Genomic DNA, 15,044 nt, shown 5'->3' with positions numbered 1-15,044 from the left:
GGCTTACAACTCAGATCACAGATATTTTTGACGACCGCCTAAATGCACAGCAAAATACTGTTACTTAGTAACAATATAATGGCGCCTGATATGGAAATGACGTTACACCAGGCCCGGAACCGGCCTTTCTCCCGTTATGCCAAATGGCTGGGCACTGCGCTGTTCTGCCTGCCCGCAACGGTGCTGGCGCACCCGCACAGTTTTATCGATATGCAGACGACGCTGGTGGCGAATGAAACCTCGCTGACCGGGCTGAAAATGGTCTGGACGATGGATGAAATCACCTCAGCAGATTTGCTGTATGACGCGCAGAACGCCAAACCGGGTTCCGATATCTGGAAGAAACTCGCCGCCGAAGTGATGGCGCGGGTGCTCAGCCAGCACTACTTCACCAATTTCTACCGTGAAGGAAAACCGGTGAAATATCTGGATTTACCCAGCGAATATCAGCTTTCCCGCAAGGGCGATCAGGCGGTGTTGGAATTCGTTCTGCCGCTGGCAAAACCGCAACTGCTGGAGGGCAAACCCATGGAGTTTTCAACGTTCGATCCCTCGTACTTTGTCGATATGACCTATAAAGACAACGCTGCGCTGCATCTGCCTCCGTCGCTTGAAAAGCGCTGCACGCTGGCGCTGTTTACGCCGAAACCGGATGCTTCACTGCAAAACTACGCGCTGTCTCTCGATAAGGCCGATGCCCCGCCGGAAGATATGGATCTCGGGCAGCAATTTGCACAAAAGGTCACGCTGGAATGTCATTAATCTCAACGCCGTCGAAAACTCTCTTATGGCGTGATCTCTGGCCGCTGGCCATTTTCCTCATTTTGCTGGCGGGCGGCGGTGTGCTGCTGATGCACTACTGGCCGCGCATTTTGCTGAGCAGCATTATCTGGCAGCGGGAACTGCATCAGGAACTGGCCGGTCTGCTGCGTCAGGTGAAAGAAAATCCGATGCAGTCGGGCATGACGCTGGCAGGCTTCAGCCTTGTTTACGGGGTGATCCACGCCATCGGACCGGGGCACGGGAAAATCGTCATCACCACTTACCTGGCGACGCACTCCTCACGGCTTAAAAGCAGCCTGAAACTGACTTTTGCGTCGGCGATCGTGCAGGGGCTGGTGGCAATTTTGCTGGTCAGCGTAGTGCTTGGCGTGCTGCAACTCTCTTCGCGTCAGCTGCATCAGAGCAGTTTCTGGATGGAGCGGGGGAGCTTTATTCTGGTGATGCTGCTGGGGCTTTTGCTCTGCTGGCGCGCGCTAAAACGCGTGTGGCAGACGATCAAAAGTTTGCGCCCGGCACCGGCAATGCACATCCGCCGTCTTTCGCCGCTGGGAAACGAAACGCACATTCATGATGAGCATTGCGGTTGCGGACATCAGCATGTCCCCAGCGATCAGCAGCTTCAGGCGGGCGGAGATTTACGCACGCAGGTGGCCATTGTACTGGCGATGGGACTGCGGCCCTGTTCCGGCGCGATCATGGTGTTGCTGTTCGCGAAAGTTATCGGTGTTTACAGCTGGGGCGTGATCTCGGCGATCACCATGGCTGTCGGAACGTCCCTGACCGTATCGCTTATCGGCGTGCTGGTGTTTTACAGCCGTGCGCTGGCCGTAAAACTGAGCGCCACCCGGACGCCTGCGGCCTGGCAGCGGATCACCTGGTCGCTGCTGGCGCTGACCGGCGGGATTGTGCTGCTGGTGGCGGGCATGTTGCTCTACAGCACCGGTGGCGGTGATGTCTCCCCGATAACCGGTGGTCCCTTCAGGGGGTAAACGGCAGGCATAAAAAAACGGACGCCCGATGGGACGTCCGTTTTTTTTAACTGACCGGCAGCGGAATTAACGCTTCAGCGCTTCGCTCAGTTCTTCACGCATGGTATTGAGAATACCTTTAACAACGCGCGGGTTACCGGCAACGATGTTGCCAGAAGAGTAATGGTTGTGACCACCAACGAAGTCAGTGACCACGCCGCCTGATTCACGCACCAGCAGTTCGCCACCGGCGAAATCCCAAGGCTTCAGGGCAATTTCAAAGAAACCGTCAACGCGGCCAGCGGCCACATACGCCAGATCCAGCGCAGCAGAACCGGTGCGACGGAAATCTGCGCACTCAGTGAACAGTTTGCCAATCACATTGATGTAGCTGTTTGCGTGTTGTTTTGCTTTGAACGGGAAGCCGGTCGCCAGAATGGTGCCGTCGAGATCTTTCGCGTTAGTGCCGCGCAGACGGTAACCGTTCAGCTGTGCGCCCTGACCACGGGTCGCGGTGAACAGTTCGTTACGCATTGGATCGTAAACTACCGCAACTTCAGTGCGGCCTTTGATGCGCACGGCGATAGAAACAGCGAAATGTGGGAAGCGTTTAACGAAGTTGGTGGTGCCATCCAGCGGGTCGATAATCCATTGTACATCTTTGTCTTCGCCTTCCAGCTCGCCACACTCTTCACTGATGATGGTGTGTTTTGGATAGGATTTGCGAATGACGTCGATAATCATGTGTTCTGCTTCGCGGTCTACATTGGTAACAAAATCATTGGTACCTTTTTGAGTCGCTTCTACAGAATCTGGCGTTTCGTAATGTTTGGCAATCAGGTTACCGGCCTTGCGCGCAGCGCGCACGGCGATGGTGAGCATCGGATGCATGGATATCTTCCAACTAGGATGTTAAAGAACGGGAATACGGGAAACGGCGCGCAGTATAGCAGGGGTTCTGAAAATTAACTACCGTTGTGATAGGCTGTTGTGATTTTCCGCCACGCTCAGAGTTTGTATGCTGCCCAATATCCGTATTGTATTAGTTGAAACCTCCCACACCGGCAATATGGGCTCTACCGCCCGTGCCATGAAAACCATGGGATTATCCAGCCTTTATCTGGTGAATCCGCTGGTGAAACCTGACTCTCAGGCCATCTCGTTGTCTGCCGGTGCCAGTGACGTGATCGGTAACGCCAGGATCGTTGATACGCTGGACGAAGCCCTGGCGGGTTGCAGCCTGGTGATCGGCACCAGTGCGCGTTCGCGTACGCTGCCGTGGCCGATGCTGGATCCGCGTGAATGCGGCGAGCACAGCGCGGCTGCGGCACAAACCGCACCGGTCGCACTGGTGTTTGGCCGTGAGCGCGTGGGGCTGACCAACGAAGAACTGCAAAAGTGTAATTACCATGTCTGCATCCCGGCGAATCCGGAATACAGCTCGCTGAATCTGGCCATGGCCGTGCAGATTATTGCCTATGAAGTTCGCGTCGCGCACCTCGCCTTGCTGGAAGCTGCCAAACCGCAGGTGGAATACGAAGAGTCACCGTATCCGCTGGTAGATGACCTCGAACGTTTCTATCAGCATCTGGAACATACGCTGCTGGAAACTGGCTTTATTCGCCAGGCACATCCGGGGCAGGTGATGAGTAAATTACGTCGATTATTCACCCGTGCGCGCCCTGAATCTCAGGAATTAAACATCCTGCGCGGCATCCTGACGTCGATTGAAAAGACTAAGAACGACAAAGAATAAGCCCTTCAGGCTGATAATAAAGACGACTTTATGTTTATTTATCAGCCTGTTAATCCCTTCTCTTATCCTCCGCTCTGACCGCTCTATAATACTTGAGTAAATTACTAGGTTAAATAGTTGACTGTTTTACTCGGGAATGGCAGACTCGTTTGCATATTGCGACCCATTGTACTTTTTAAGTTCTTCAACACAGGTAATCATGCTATGAGACTGACATCCAAAGGCCGTTATGCCGTGACCGCTATGCTTGACGTAGCGCTGCATTCACAGGAAGGACCGGTACCACTGGCTGACATTTCTGAGCGCCAGGGCATCTCTCTTTCGTATCTGGAACAGCTGTTCTCACGTTTGCGTAAAAACGGTCTGGTTGCCAGTGTTCGTGGTCCCGGCGGTGGTTATCTGTTAGGTAAAGATTCAGCTGATATCGCCGTGGGCGCAGTGATTACTGCCGTCGACGAATCGGTTGACGCTACCCGTTGTCAGGGTAAAGAAGGGTGCCAGAATGGCGAACGCTGCCTGACGCACACCTTATGGCGTGATCTGAGCGAGCGCATCAGCGGCTTCCTCAACAACATTACGCTGGCTGAACTGGTCAACAATCAGGAAATCCTGGAAGTGGCCGACCGTCAGAACGGTGAAGTTCGTCGTCAGCCTAACGGCCGCCAGATGGAAACCATCAATGTCAATTTAAGAGCCTGATCGCTTAATCCACATTGATAACCGCTTTAAAAAGCCCGCGGAAATGCATATTCCCGCGGGCTTTTGCTTTTCAAAAGCCAATTCTTACCGATAAGTGCCCGCAAAACGTCATTTCCCTTTTAAGAATCCGTGAAGCCGTTTTAAACTGGTTGTCGTTTTTTAATTCTTTCGTTTGCTGTCGAACGCGCAGTCCGGAGCTTGCCTGCCATGAAATTACCTATTTATCTCGATTACTCAGCCACGACGCCGGTCGATCCGCGCGTGGCCGGGAAAATGATGCAGTGTCTGACACTGGACGGTACTTTCGGCAATCCGGCTTCCCGCTCGCACCGCTTTGGCTGGCAGGCGGAAGAGGCGGTAGATGTGGCGCGTAACCAGATTGCCGAGCTGATTAACGCCGACCCGCGTGAGATTGTCTTCACGTCAGGCGCGACAGAATCAGACAATCTTGCGATCAAAGGCGCGGCTCACGCACAGCGAGAAAAAGGCAAACACATCATTACCAGCCAGACTGAACACAAAGCCGTGCTCGATACCTGCCTTCAGCTGGAAAGTGAAGGGTTTGAGGTCACCTTTCTTGCACCGCGCAGCGACGGTATTATCACCGCCGCTGCCATTGAAGCCGCGCTGCGCCCGGATACGATTCTGGTGTCGGTGATGCAGGTGAACAACGAAATCGGTGTGATTCAGGATATTGCGACCATCGGCGAACTGTGCCGCAGTCGGGGTATTGTGTTTCACGTGGATGCGACGCAGAGCGTGGGTAAAATCTCCATCGATCTCAGCGAGTTGCCGGTGGATCTGATGTCGTTTTCAGCGCATAAAATCTATGGGCCAAAAGGCATTGGTGCGCTGTATGTACGCCGTAAACCGAAAGTCCGCATCGAAGCCCAAATCCACGGTGGCGGTCACGAACGCGGTATGCGTTCCGGGACGTTACCGGTGCATCAGATTGTCGGCATGGGCGAAGCCTATCGCATCGCCAAAGAAGAAATGCCCGCTGAAGTGGCGCGTCTGACTGTACTTCGCGACCGGTTGTGGAAAGGTATTCAGAAACTGGAGCAGGTGCACCTCAATGGTTCAGGGCAGCACGCGGCACCCAATATCCTGAACGTCAGTTTTGCCAACGTGGAAGGTGAATCTCTGATCATGGCACTGAAAGATCTTGCCGTTTCATCTGGCTCAGCCTGTACCTCTGCAAGCCTTGAACCTTCCTACGTTTTACGTGCCATAGGATTGAGTGAAGAACTGGCACACGGTTCGATCCGCTTCTCGCTGGGACGCTGGACAACCGAAGAAGAAATCGATTATGCCATCGCGCTGGTGGTGAAATCAGTCACCCTCCTGCGTGAGTTACCCCCGGTTTATACGAAATGAAGTGCCTCCCCGTGAAAGGGCGATTTACCTGTCATCATTGAAGATAAAAACAATCAGGAGTGCTGTTATGAGTTCCGAAGTAACGACCAATGAAGCCATGCACGTTTTCCTTTCCACTCAGCCTGCCGATGCACGCTGGGGCGAAAAAGCCACTTTGAGTACCGATTCAGCGGGCATGACCATTCATTTGAATGGCGGCGACGCGCTGACGGCAATCTCACGTGCAGCGCGCCGTATCGATGGTCAGGGCGTTAAAAACGTTAAGCTGGCCGGTGAAGGCTGGGATCTCGAAAACAGCTGGGCGTTCTGGCAAGGCTTCCGCGGCCCGAAAGGCGCGCGCAACGTTGAGTGGGCTGAATTATCAGAAGATGACGCCACAACACTGAAACAACGCCTGAAAATCATCGACTGGGTACGTAACACCATCAATACTCCGGCGGAAGAGTTGTCACCTGAGCAACTGGCGACCCGCGCTGTGGATCTGATGTGCGAATTCGGCAACGATAAAGTCAGCTACCGCATTACCAAAGGTGACGATCTGCGTCAGCAGAATTATCAGGGGCTGCACATTGTTGGCCGGGGTTCTGATCGTCCACCGGTATTGCTGGCACTTGATTACAACCCGAGCGGCGATGCTGAAGCACCGGTTTACGCCTGTCTGGTCGGCAAAGGTATCACCTTTGACACCGGCGGCTACAGCCTCAAGCCAAGCGCTTCCATGGACTCGATGAAAGCCGATATGGGCGGCGCAGCCACCTTGACCGGCGCTCTGGCACTGGCCGCGGCCAATGGCCTGAACAAACGTGTGAAACTGTACCTGTGCTGCGCCGACAACATGGTTAGCGGCAACGCATTGAAACTGGGCGACATTATTCGCTACCGCAACGGCAAAACCGTTGAAGTCATGAACACCGATGCCGAAGGCCGTCTGGTTCTGGCGGATGGGCTTATCGACGCATCTGCTCAGAATCCTGAACTGCTGATTGATGCGGCAACGCTTACCGGCGCTGCGAAAACGGCGCTGGGCAATGATTATCATGCGCTGTTCAGCTTTGACGATGCGCTGGCTGCCGAACTGCTGGAAAGCGCGAAAGCCGAACACGAACCGTTCTGGCGTTTGCCGCTGGAAGAGTTCCATCGCGCACATTTGCCGTCCAATTTTGCTGAACTGAATAATATCGCGGGCCCTTCTCATACCGCGGGTGCAAGCACGGCGGCAGCTTTCCTGTCTCATTTCGTCACTGAATATAAGAAAGGCTGGCTGCACATCGACTGCTCCGCCACTTACCGTAAAAGCGCGGCGGATCAGTGGTCTGCGGGCGCGACCGGCCTGGGTGTGCGGACCGTTGCCAACTTATTGTTAGCAAAAGCCAAATAAATAAAGACAGCATGGCAAGAAGCACAACGGGGCGCTTAACGGCGCCCCGTTTCATACCATTACCGGAGTCAAGAATCATGAGTGTCCCACACGATCATCTCCCTGCCGGCGCAGCGGCAACAGACGGTGAAAACGAGCTCGAGCGCCTGCTCCGCCTGTCTGTCACCGCGGCTGCCTGGCGCCCGGCGTTCTATCAAACGCTGCTGGAATCCACGGTTTTTGTGCTGGGTGACGCAGGGCAGGATGACGCTGAAAAGCAGGGCAGTGTGGCGATCACCGCTGGCAGTGAACTGAATATTTTGCACTGGGAAAAGCAGGACGGCAGCTCAATCATTCCTTTCTTTTCCTCTGTAGACGTTCTGGAAAAAGCCAGTGCCGGCGAAAGCCCTGATGAGCAGGCTTTTGTCGCGCTGCCTGCCCGCGTGTTGTTTGAAATGACACAAGGGGAAGAATTATTTCTGAATCCGAAGTCTGAATACGGCAAAGAATTCTACCCAAGCGAAGTGACGCTGCTGCTGAGCAACGGCGGGTTGAATGCGCCTTCAGAACTGGTGCTGGATAAAGAAAGCCAGCTGCTGATTGGCCAGCCGGAGGAGTATCCCTCGGCGATGATCGACGCGCTGACCACGCTGTTTACTCAGAAAAAACCGGTGCGCCGGGCGTTTATGGCCCTTATCCATGACAAAACCGTGGATGATCAACCTAACCTGCTGATCGGTGTAGAAGCTGACGGTGATGAACAGGAAATCGATGCGCTGATCCGTGAAGCCGGCAATGTGGCTGCCGAAACGTCTCCCGATGACCGTCCGGTTGATTTCTGTATCGTTTGCGAAAAAGAGCGCGGGATCAGCCATTATCTGATCAGCCACACCCAGCCTTTCTATCAGCGCAAATGGGGAAGCTGGTTGCGTAACATCATCCCGTCGTCCGGGCAGGCATAAAACGATAAGGTAAACGGGGCGCAAAACCCTTTATTGCCCCTGCTTTGTTTAAGGGAAATGGGGTGTTTGTGCTTGATCGTGAATCAATGCCGCATTTTTTTAATTAAATGTTGTGATTCGGGTAGGCAATTTTAACTTCGCTCCCTATAATCACCGCCATTTTACGGCAGGTATAACATTAAATTAACCGGCCCTACCTATAAAAGTCAGCCAGAGGTTTTTCATGACTATCCAACGTACTTTCTCCATCATCAAGCCAAACTCCGTTGCAAACAATGACATCGGCGCAATCTACGCACGTTTCGAACGTGCAGGTTTCACCATCATTGCTTCTAAAATGCTGAAACTGACCAAAGAGCAGGCTGAAGGCTTTTACGCTGAGCACAAAGGTCGTCCGTTCTTCGACGGTCTGGTTGAGTTCATGACCTCTGGCCCGATCATGGTTCAGGTTCTGGAAGGCGAAAACGCAGTTCAGCGTAACCGTGACATCATGGGTGCAACTAACCCGGAAAATGCACTGGCCGGTACTCTGCGTGCAGACTTTGCGGACAGCTTCACCGCTAACGCTGTTCACGGTTCTGATGCTGTAGAATCTGCACAACGCGAAATCGCTTACTTCTTCGACGAAAGCGAAATCTGCCCGCGTTAAGATTTTGGGCGAAGCCTGATTGGAAGATGCGCCGCATATTCACAAGAATTTGCCCTGGTCACCTTCCAAACATGGCAACTCTGCCCTAAAATTTGTACAATGTTGCGCCCCGAATGAGCCAGCCTCTTCGGGGCGCAATTTATTGCAGGCCACCTGAATGCCGCTGACAGGCAGCAAAAGGTCAGGCTCTGCACTTCCCTGGCGCCATAACGTGTAACAACGAGGCCATATTTCATTATGTTAGAATCTACAACTCCCGAGCAAAACGTGTCTGAAACCTTCCCAATCTCTGCAGAGGAAGTGAAAACTGTTGCTCCTGCTGCCGCAAAAATTAACCTTCTTGACCTCAACCGCAAACAAATGCGTGAGTTCTTTATCAACATGGGCGAGAAACCGTTCCGTGCTGATCAGGTCATGAAGTGGATGTATCACTATTGCAGCGATGATTTCGAGCAAATGACCGATATCAACAAACCGCTGCGTGACAAACTGGCGCGTGTGGCTGAAATCCGTGCGCCGGAAGTCGCTTCCGAACAACGTTCTACCGATGGCACCATCAAATGGGCGATTCAGGTAGGCGGCCAGCTGGTCGAAACTGTGTATATCCCGGATGGCGATCGTGCGACGCTCTGCGTTTCCTCTCAGGTTGGCTGCGCGCTGGAATGTACCTTCTGTTCTACCGCTCAGCAGGGTTTCAACCGTAACCTGCGTGTGTCCGAAATCATCGGTCAGGTGTGGCGTGCGGCTAAAATCATCGGTGCTGCGAAAGTTACCGGTACCCGTCCTATCACCAACGTAGTGATGATGGGGATGGGCGAACCCTTGCTGAATCTGAATAACGTGGTGCCGGCCATGGAAATCATGCTGGATGACTTCGGTTTTGGTCTGTCTAAACGCCGCGTGACCTTGTCTACGTCCGGTGTGGTTCCTGCGCTGGATAAGCTGGGCGACATGATTGACGTTGCGCTGGCCATCTCCCTGCATGCGCCAAATGACACTATCCGCGACGAGATCGTGCCAATTAACCGCAAGTACAACATCGATACGTTCCTGGCCGCTGTTGAACGCTACATCAGCAAATCCAATGCTAACCAGGGCCGTGTAACTATCGAATACGTGATGCTTGACCACATTAACGACGGTACTGAGCATGCGCATGAGCTGGCTGAGCGTTTGAAAAATACGCCGTGCAAAATCAACCTCATTCCGTGGAACCCGTTCCCTGGCGCGCCGTATGGCCGCAGCTCAAACAGCCGGATTGATCGCTTCTCTAAAGTGCTGATGGAATACGGTTTTACCGTCATCGTGCGTAAAACCCGCGGCGACGATATTGATGCCGCTTGTGGTCAGCTTGCCGGTGATGTGATCGACCGTACCAAGCGTACGTTGAAGAAAAAAATGGCAGCTGAGCAGCAGATTTCCGTTAAAGCCGTTTAGTCGTCAGAATTGTGTGTAGGTGCGTTCGGGCTGTGCAGATACCATTTCACAGCCCGTTTGTTTATTGTCGGTGGCGGAATAAAGGGAATTAAGCATGACAATGCAAGGCAGTGTGAAGGTGCTGATGGCGGTGGGTTTAGCCGCTTCTTTGCTCGCCGGGTGCTCAAGCTCTCCGAAGGAGACGCAGTCAGCTACCGGTGCCTCACAGACGCGTCTTGAACTGGGAATGGCGTATCTTTCCCAGGGAAATATGGACGCGGCGAAACAGAATTTGCAGAAAGCCGCGGACAGCGCGCCTGACGATTATCGCACTCAGCTGGGCATGGCGCTTTACGAGCAAAAAACCGGCGATCAAAAAGCTGCGCAAAGTCGCTACCAGCAAGCGCTGAAGCTGGCGCCGCAAAATGGGACCGTGTTTAATAATTACGGTGCGTTTTTGTGTAGTTTAGGGCAGTATGTACCGGCACAACAGCAGTTTAGCGCCGCAGCTAATGCGCCTGATTACGGTCAGGTTGCTGACAGTCTCGAAAATGCAGGCTACTGTTTTCTGAAGGCAAATCAGAATGAGGAAGCGCGAGTGTTACTGAGCCGGGCATTAAAAATCGATCCCGATAAAGGCGCACCCTTGCTGACAGAGGCAACCAAAGAATTTGGAGAAGGGAATCGCGCTCAGGCAAAACTTCTACTGGATGTATACCAGCATGTTCTGCCAGCCACGGCTGACAGCATTATGTTACAAATTCGATTCGCTGCGTTAGCGGGCAATCCGGACAGCGTTCAACGCTACGGTAAGCAGCTTGCGCGTAGTTATCCACAATCCCAACAGTACCAGCAGTTCTTAGCTAATGAATACTGAAGCCTCCCAAGAAAATAAAGTTAAACTGACCGCAGGCCAACGCCTGTGTCAGGCACGTGAAGAGTTAGGGCTAAGCCATCAGGCCGTTGCAGAACGCCTGTGTCTGAAAGTCTCAACGATTCGCCAAATCGAAGAAGAAACGACGCCGGGCGATCTCGCTCCGACTTTCCTGCGTGGCTATCTTCGTTCTTACGCCAAACTGGTTCATATCCCGGAAGAAGAACTGTTAGATCTGATCGGTAAGCAAGCCCCCATCAAAGTGCCGAAAGTCGCTTCAATGCAGGGTTTTTCTCTCGGCAAGTCTCGTAAAAAACGCGATGGCTGGCTGATGGGCTTTACCTGGTTGATCGTGTTTGTTGTGATTGGCCTGACCGGTGCATGGTGGTGGCAAAACCATCAGGCGCAGCAGGAAGAAATCGCGACAATGGCCGATCAGTCAACGGCTCAACTGAATCAGGATAACGGCCAGGGGCAAACTATTCCTCTGGGCGGTGGTGACAACGCCAATTCTGCACCGACGACAGAAGACTCCTCTTCTGCGCCTGACGCAGCGGCCGGGGCACCACAGGCACAGAACTCAATTCCGTTGAACACCACGTCAACGCCAACGGATAACAGCGCACCGGCTACCGCCGGAACGCCTGCAGCACAATCACCTGCTGCAGTATCCACCAGCCAGCCAGCCACGGCTGAGAATGGTCTGCCAACCGGTGATGCACAAACTGCTGCGGCAGGTGCGGATCCACAAGCTGTCGCTTTGACATTCAAAGCTGACTGCTGGTTACAGATCGATGACGCGTCAGGTAAGACCCTGTTCAGCGGCATCAAAAAAGGCGGCGAAACCCTGAGCGTGAAGGGAACTGCACCTTATAAGCTGAAAATCGGTGCACCGGGTGCAGTGGATATTCAATTCCAGGGCAAGCCGGTTGATTTAAGTCGTTTCGTAAAATCAAGCCGTGTTGCGCGCCTGACTATCGCTGCCGAGTAATCGGCAGCTTGTCGGACGATTGCAACGATGGAGAGTGAAGTAATGCATAACCAAGCACCCATTACCCGTCGCAAATCAACCCGGATTTATGTCGGCAAGGTGCCTGTAGGTGACGGAGCACCGATTGCTGTGCAATCGATGACCAACACCCGCACCACAGATGTCGCGGCGACGGTCGCGCAGATCAAATCGCTGGAACGTGTCGGTGTCGATATTGTTCGCGTTTCCGTGCCTACCATGGATGCCGCTGAGGCGTTCAAGCTCATCAAGCAGCAGGTTAATGTCCCGCTGGTCGCTGACATCCATTTTGATTACCGTATCGCGCTCAAAGTAGCCGAATACGGCGTTGATTGCCTGCGTATTAATCCAGGTAACATTGGTAATGAATCCCGCATTCGCTCGGTGGTGGATTGCGCCCGTCATTACAATATTCCTATTCGTATCGGCGTGAATGGCGGCTCTCTGGAGAAAGATATCCAGGAAAAATTCGGCGAACCTACGCCGGAAGCGCTGCTGGAATCGGCGATGCGCCATGTTGATATTCTCGATCGCCTCAACTTTGATCAGTTCAAAGTGAGCGTTAAAGCCTCAGACGTGTTTCTTGCCGTTGAGTCTTATCGTCTGCTGGCGAAGCGTATCGATCAGCCTTTGCATCTTGGCATCACTGAAGCGGGCGGTTTACGCGCCGGTTCCGTGAAATCGGCCATCGGCCTCGGTCTTTTGCTGTCCGAAGGCATTGGCGATACGCTGCGCATCTCGCTGGCTGCCGACCCTGTCGAAGAAGTGAAGGTAGGCTTTGATATTCTGAAGTCACTTCGCATTCGCTCGCGTGGCATCAACTTTATTGCCTGTCCGACCTGCTCGCGTCAGGAATTTGATGTCATCGGCACGGTTAACGCGTTAGAGCAGCGTCTGGAAGATCTGATCACCCCGATGGATGTTTCCATCATTGGTTGTGTGGTGAATGGACCGGGCGAAGCGCTGGTGTCCACGATCGGCGTCACCGGAGGCCATAATAAAAGTGGCTTCTATGAAGACGGCGTACGTCAGAGAGATCGTTTTGACAACGAACAGATGATCGACCAGTTAGAAGCGAAGATCCGTGCTAAAGCGGCGATTATGGATGAGAGTAAACGTATCGTTATCAATCATCTTGAAAAGTAACATCGGTTGCGGGTGTCAGAGTACATCTGCATTATATTGAACCCGACAGGGGTGACGGCGTTGTGCGTTGAACCGCAGGACACAAACCCCCTATAATCGGGTTCATTTTTTATAAAACGATAGAGAACTGACGTGGCAAAGAATATCCAGGCCATTCGCGGCATGAACGACTACCTGCCGGAAGACACTGCGCTGTGGCAGCGTATCGAAGGTACTTTGAAACAGGTACTCAGTGGTTACGGCTACAGCGAAATCCGTATGCCGATTGTAGAGCAGACCCCATTGTTTAAACGCGCGATCGGCGAAGTGACCGATGTCGTGGAAAAAGAAATGTATACCTTTGAGGATCGCAACGGTGAAAGCCTGACGCTGCGCCCTGAAGGTACGGCGGGCTGTGTGCGCGCCGGTATCGAACATGGTCTGCTGTACAATCAGGAACAACGTCTGTGGTACATCGGCCCGATGTTCCGCTACGAGCGCCCGCAAAAAGGCCGCTATCGTCAGTTTAATCAGTTAGGTGTGGAAGTCTTTGGCCTGCAGGGCCCGGACATCGACGCGGAGCTGATCCTGCTGAGTGCGCGCTGGTGGCGTGCGCTGGGCATTTCTGAACACGTGACGCTTGAACTGAACTCAATCGGTTCACTGGAAGCCCGCGCCAGCTATCGCGATGCGCTGGTGGCTTTCCTGGAGCAGCATAAAGACAAGCTGGATGAAGACTGCAAACGTCGCATGTACAGCAACCCGCTGCGCGTTCTGGACTCCAAAAATCCGGATATCCAGGCATTATTGAATGATGCTCCGCAACTGGGTGACTATCTTGATGAAGAATCAAGAGAACACTTTGCAGGTCTGTGTGAACTTTTAGAGCAGTCTGGTATCCCATATACGGTTAATCAGCGACTTGTGCGCGGTCTGGATTATTACAACCGCACCGTGTTCGAATGGGTAACCAGCAGCCTTGGCGCACAAGGTACTGTTTGTGCCGGTGGCCGTTACGACGGGCTGGTTGAACAATTAGGCGGGCGAGCAACCCCTGCTGTCGGTTTTGCGATGGGTCTGGAGCGTCTGGTGTTACTGGTTCAGGCCGTAAACCCGGACTTCAAAGCCCCTGCGACGGTAGATGCTTACGTCATTTCTTCGGGAGCAGGAACGCAAGGTGCAGCCATTAAACTGGCTGAGACACTGCGTGATGCGCTGCCGGAGCTGAAAGTGATGACTAACTACGGTGGCGGAAACTTTAAGAAGCAATTCGCCCGTGCAGATAAATGGGGTGCGCGAGTTGCCCTGGTATTAGGCGAAGATGAAGTCGCTAACCAGCAGGTTGTGATCAAAAACCTGCAGACTGGAACGCAAGAAACGCTGACGCAGAGTGATGTTGCTGTGCGTCTGGCCTCGATGTTGGGTTAAGGAGAAGGACACTGTGGAAGTCTATACCACTGAGAATGAACAGGTTGATGCTGTACGTCGCTTCTTTGCCGAGAACGGTAAAGCGCTGGCCATCGGCGTTGTTCTGGGTATTGTCGCCCTGGGCGGCTGGCGTGTCTGGCAGAGCCATCAGGATTCCGCTTTGACGGAAGCTTCTGCGTCTTTCCAGAAAGCGAATCAGGCGCTGACCAGCAAAAATCCGCAAGGCGTGGCTGAGCTGGAAAAGTTTGGTCAGAGCAATGACAATAACTACGGTGTGTTTGCCGCTCTGCAACTGGCCGATCACTTTGTCGAAATCAAAGATTTCGCGAATGCTGAGAAGCAGCTTCTTCAGGGGCAAAGTCAGGCCAAAGAAGACAATTTACGCTCGCTGGTGAACTTACGTCTGGCACGTGTCCAGATGCAGCAAGGCAAATTTGATGATGCACTCAAAACGTTAGATGGCGTGAAGGGTGAAGGCTGGACAGCAATGCAGCAAGGCATCCGCGGTGATGTTCTGCTCGCAAAAGGCGATGCGAAAGGGGCTCGTGAAGCCTTCAGCAAAGGTCTGGAATCTAAACCCTCTCAAACGCTGCAAACGATGCTGCGTATGAAATTGAACAACTTAGCCAGCTAAGGGGAAC

Annotated in this window: 15 protein-coding genes; 14 read left to right on the top strand and 1 reads right to left on the bottom strand. The window is 53.2% G+C overall.

From position 1 onward, the window contains the following. Positions 1–210: 210 nt before the first annotated feature. Complete coding sequence (locus tag ABSH60_RS04520; RefSeq protein ID WP_390975682.1) at positions 211–762, top strand: DUF1007 family protein; 552 nt, start codon at positions 211–213, stop codon at positions 760–762. Then, on the top strand, positions 753–1,772 hold the full coding sequence (locus ABSH60_RS04515; protein ID WP_390972889.1) for a nickel/cobalt transporter: 1,020 nt from the start codon (positions 753–755) through the stop codon (positions 1,770–1,772). Before ABSH60_RS04520 ends, ABSH60_RS04515 begins: the two co-directional genes overlap by 10 nt. 66 nt (positions 1,773–1,838) lie before the next feature. On the opposite strand, the gene suhB is transcribed toward ABSH60_RS04515, so the two are convergent. Then, positions 1,839–2,642, bottom strand: a complete 804-nt coding sequence (gene suhB, locus ABSH60_RS04510) for an inositol-1-monophosphatase (protein ID WP_056781311.1) — start codon at positions 2,640–2,642, stop codon at positions 1,839–1,841. A 127-nt stretch (positions 2,643–2,769) separates the two neighbouring features. Between suhB and trmJ the strand changes: the two genes are divergently transcribed. The 12 genes from trmJ to ABSH60_RS04450 all read left to right on the top strand — a co-directional run bounded on the left by trmJ (position 2,770) and on the right by ABSH60_RS04450 (position 15,037). After that, on the top strand, positions 2,770–3,507 hold the full coding sequence (gene trmJ, locus ABSH60_RS04505) for a tRNA (cytosine(32)/uridine(32)-2'-O)-methyltransferase TrmJ (RefSeq protein WP_056781309.1): 738 nt from the start codon (positions 2,770–2,772) through the stop codon (positions 3,505–3,507). A 204-nt stretch (positions 3,508–3,711) separates the two neighbouring features. Beyond that, the gene (gene iscR / locus ABSH60_RS04500) at positions 3,712–4,206 is read left to right on the top strand and encodes a Fe-S cluster assembly transcriptional regulator IscR (RefSeq protein WP_056781306.1); all 495 of its coding nucleotides are present in this window, start codon (positions 3,712–3,714) and stop codon (positions 4,204–4,206) included. 207 nt (positions 4,207–4,413) lie between these two features. Further along, positions 4,414–5,583, top strand: a complete 1,170-nt coding sequence (locus tag ABSH60_RS04495) for an IscS subfamily cysteine desulfurase (protein WP_390972886.1) — start codon at positions 4,414–4,416, stop codon at positions 5,581–5,583. Between the two features lie 67 nt (positions 5,584–5,650). Next, a complete protein-coding gene (gene pepB, locus ABSH60_RS04490; protein ID WP_056781298.1) occupies positions 5,651–6,961 on the top strand; it encodes an aminopeptidase PepB in 1,311 nt (436 codons plus the stop codon). Between the two features lie 77 nt (positions 6,962–7,038). Next, positions 7,039–7,902 carry an enhanced serine sensitivity protein SseB gene (sseB, locus tag ABSH60_RS04485; protein ID WP_056781294.1) on the top strand — a complete coding sequence of 288 codons (864 nt, stop codon included), beginning with the start codon at positions 7,039–7,041 and terminating at the stop codon, positions 7,900–7,902. A gap of 223 nt (positions 7,903–8,125) precedes the next feature. After that, positions 8,126–8,551 carry a nucleoside-diphosphate kinase gene (gene ndk / locus ABSH60_RS04480; RefSeq protein ID WP_056781291.1) on the top strand — a complete coding sequence of 142 codons (426 nt, stop codon included), beginning with the start codon at positions 8,126–8,128 and terminating at the stop codon, positions 8,549–8,551. 237 nt (positions 8,552–8,788) lie between these two features. After that, entirely contained in the window at positions 8,789–9,988 is a 1,200-nt protein-coding gene (locus ABSH60_RS04475) for a bifunctional tRNA (adenosine(37)-C2)-methyltransferase TrmG/ribosomal RNA large subunit methyltransferase RlmN (protein WP_056781288.1), read from the top strand. A gap of 94 nt (positions 9,989–10,082) precedes the next feature. Next, positions 10,083–10,844, top strand: coding sequence for a type IV pilus biogenesis/stability protein PilW (pilW, locus tag ABSH60_RS04470; RefSeq protein ID WP_390972883.1), 762 nt, complete (start codon positions 10,083–10,085; stop codon positions 10,842–10,844). After that, positions 10,834–11,832: a cytoskeleton protein RodZ gene (rodZ, locus tag ABSH60_RS04465; RefSeq protein ID WP_390972881.1), complete on the top strand. Its 999-nt coding sequence runs from the start codon at positions 10,834–10,836 to the stop codon at positions 11,830–11,832. Before pilW ends, rodZ begins: the two co-directional genes overlap by 11 nt. Positions 11,833–11,874: 42 nt before the next feature. Further along, the gene (ispG, locus tag ABSH60_RS04460) at positions 11,875–12,996 is read left to right on the top strand and encodes a flavodoxin-dependent (E)-4-hydroxy-3-methylbut-2-enyl-diphosphate synthase (RefSeq protein WP_056781278.1); all 1,122 of its coding nucleotides are present in this window, start codon (positions 11,875–11,877) and stop codon (positions 12,994–12,996) included. A gap of 132 nt (positions 12,997–13,128) precedes the next feature. Next, the gene (gene hisS / locus ABSH60_RS04455) at positions 13,129–14,403 is read left to right on the top strand and encodes a histidine--tRNA ligase (RefSeq protein ID WP_390972879.1); all 1,275 of its coding nucleotides are present in this window, start codon (positions 13,129–13,131) and stop codon (positions 14,401–14,403) included. 13 nt (positions 14,404–14,416) lie between these two features. Next, a complete protein-coding gene (locus ABSH60_RS04450) occupies positions 14,417–15,037 on the top strand; it encodes a YfgM family protein (RefSeq protein ID WP_056781272.1) in 621 nt (206 codons plus the stop codon). The last annotated feature ends 7 nt before the right edge of the window (positions 15,038–15,044 follow it).

It is taken from the genome of Rahnella sp. R3(2024) (assembly GCF_042920125.1).
GTDB lineage: Bacteria > Pseudomonadota > Gammaproteobacteria > Enterobacterales > Enterobacteriaceae > Rahnella > Rahnella rivi.
The sequence above is the reverse complement of the archived record's forward strand: the minus strand, read 5'-3'. Positions and strand labels throughout refer to the sequence as shown.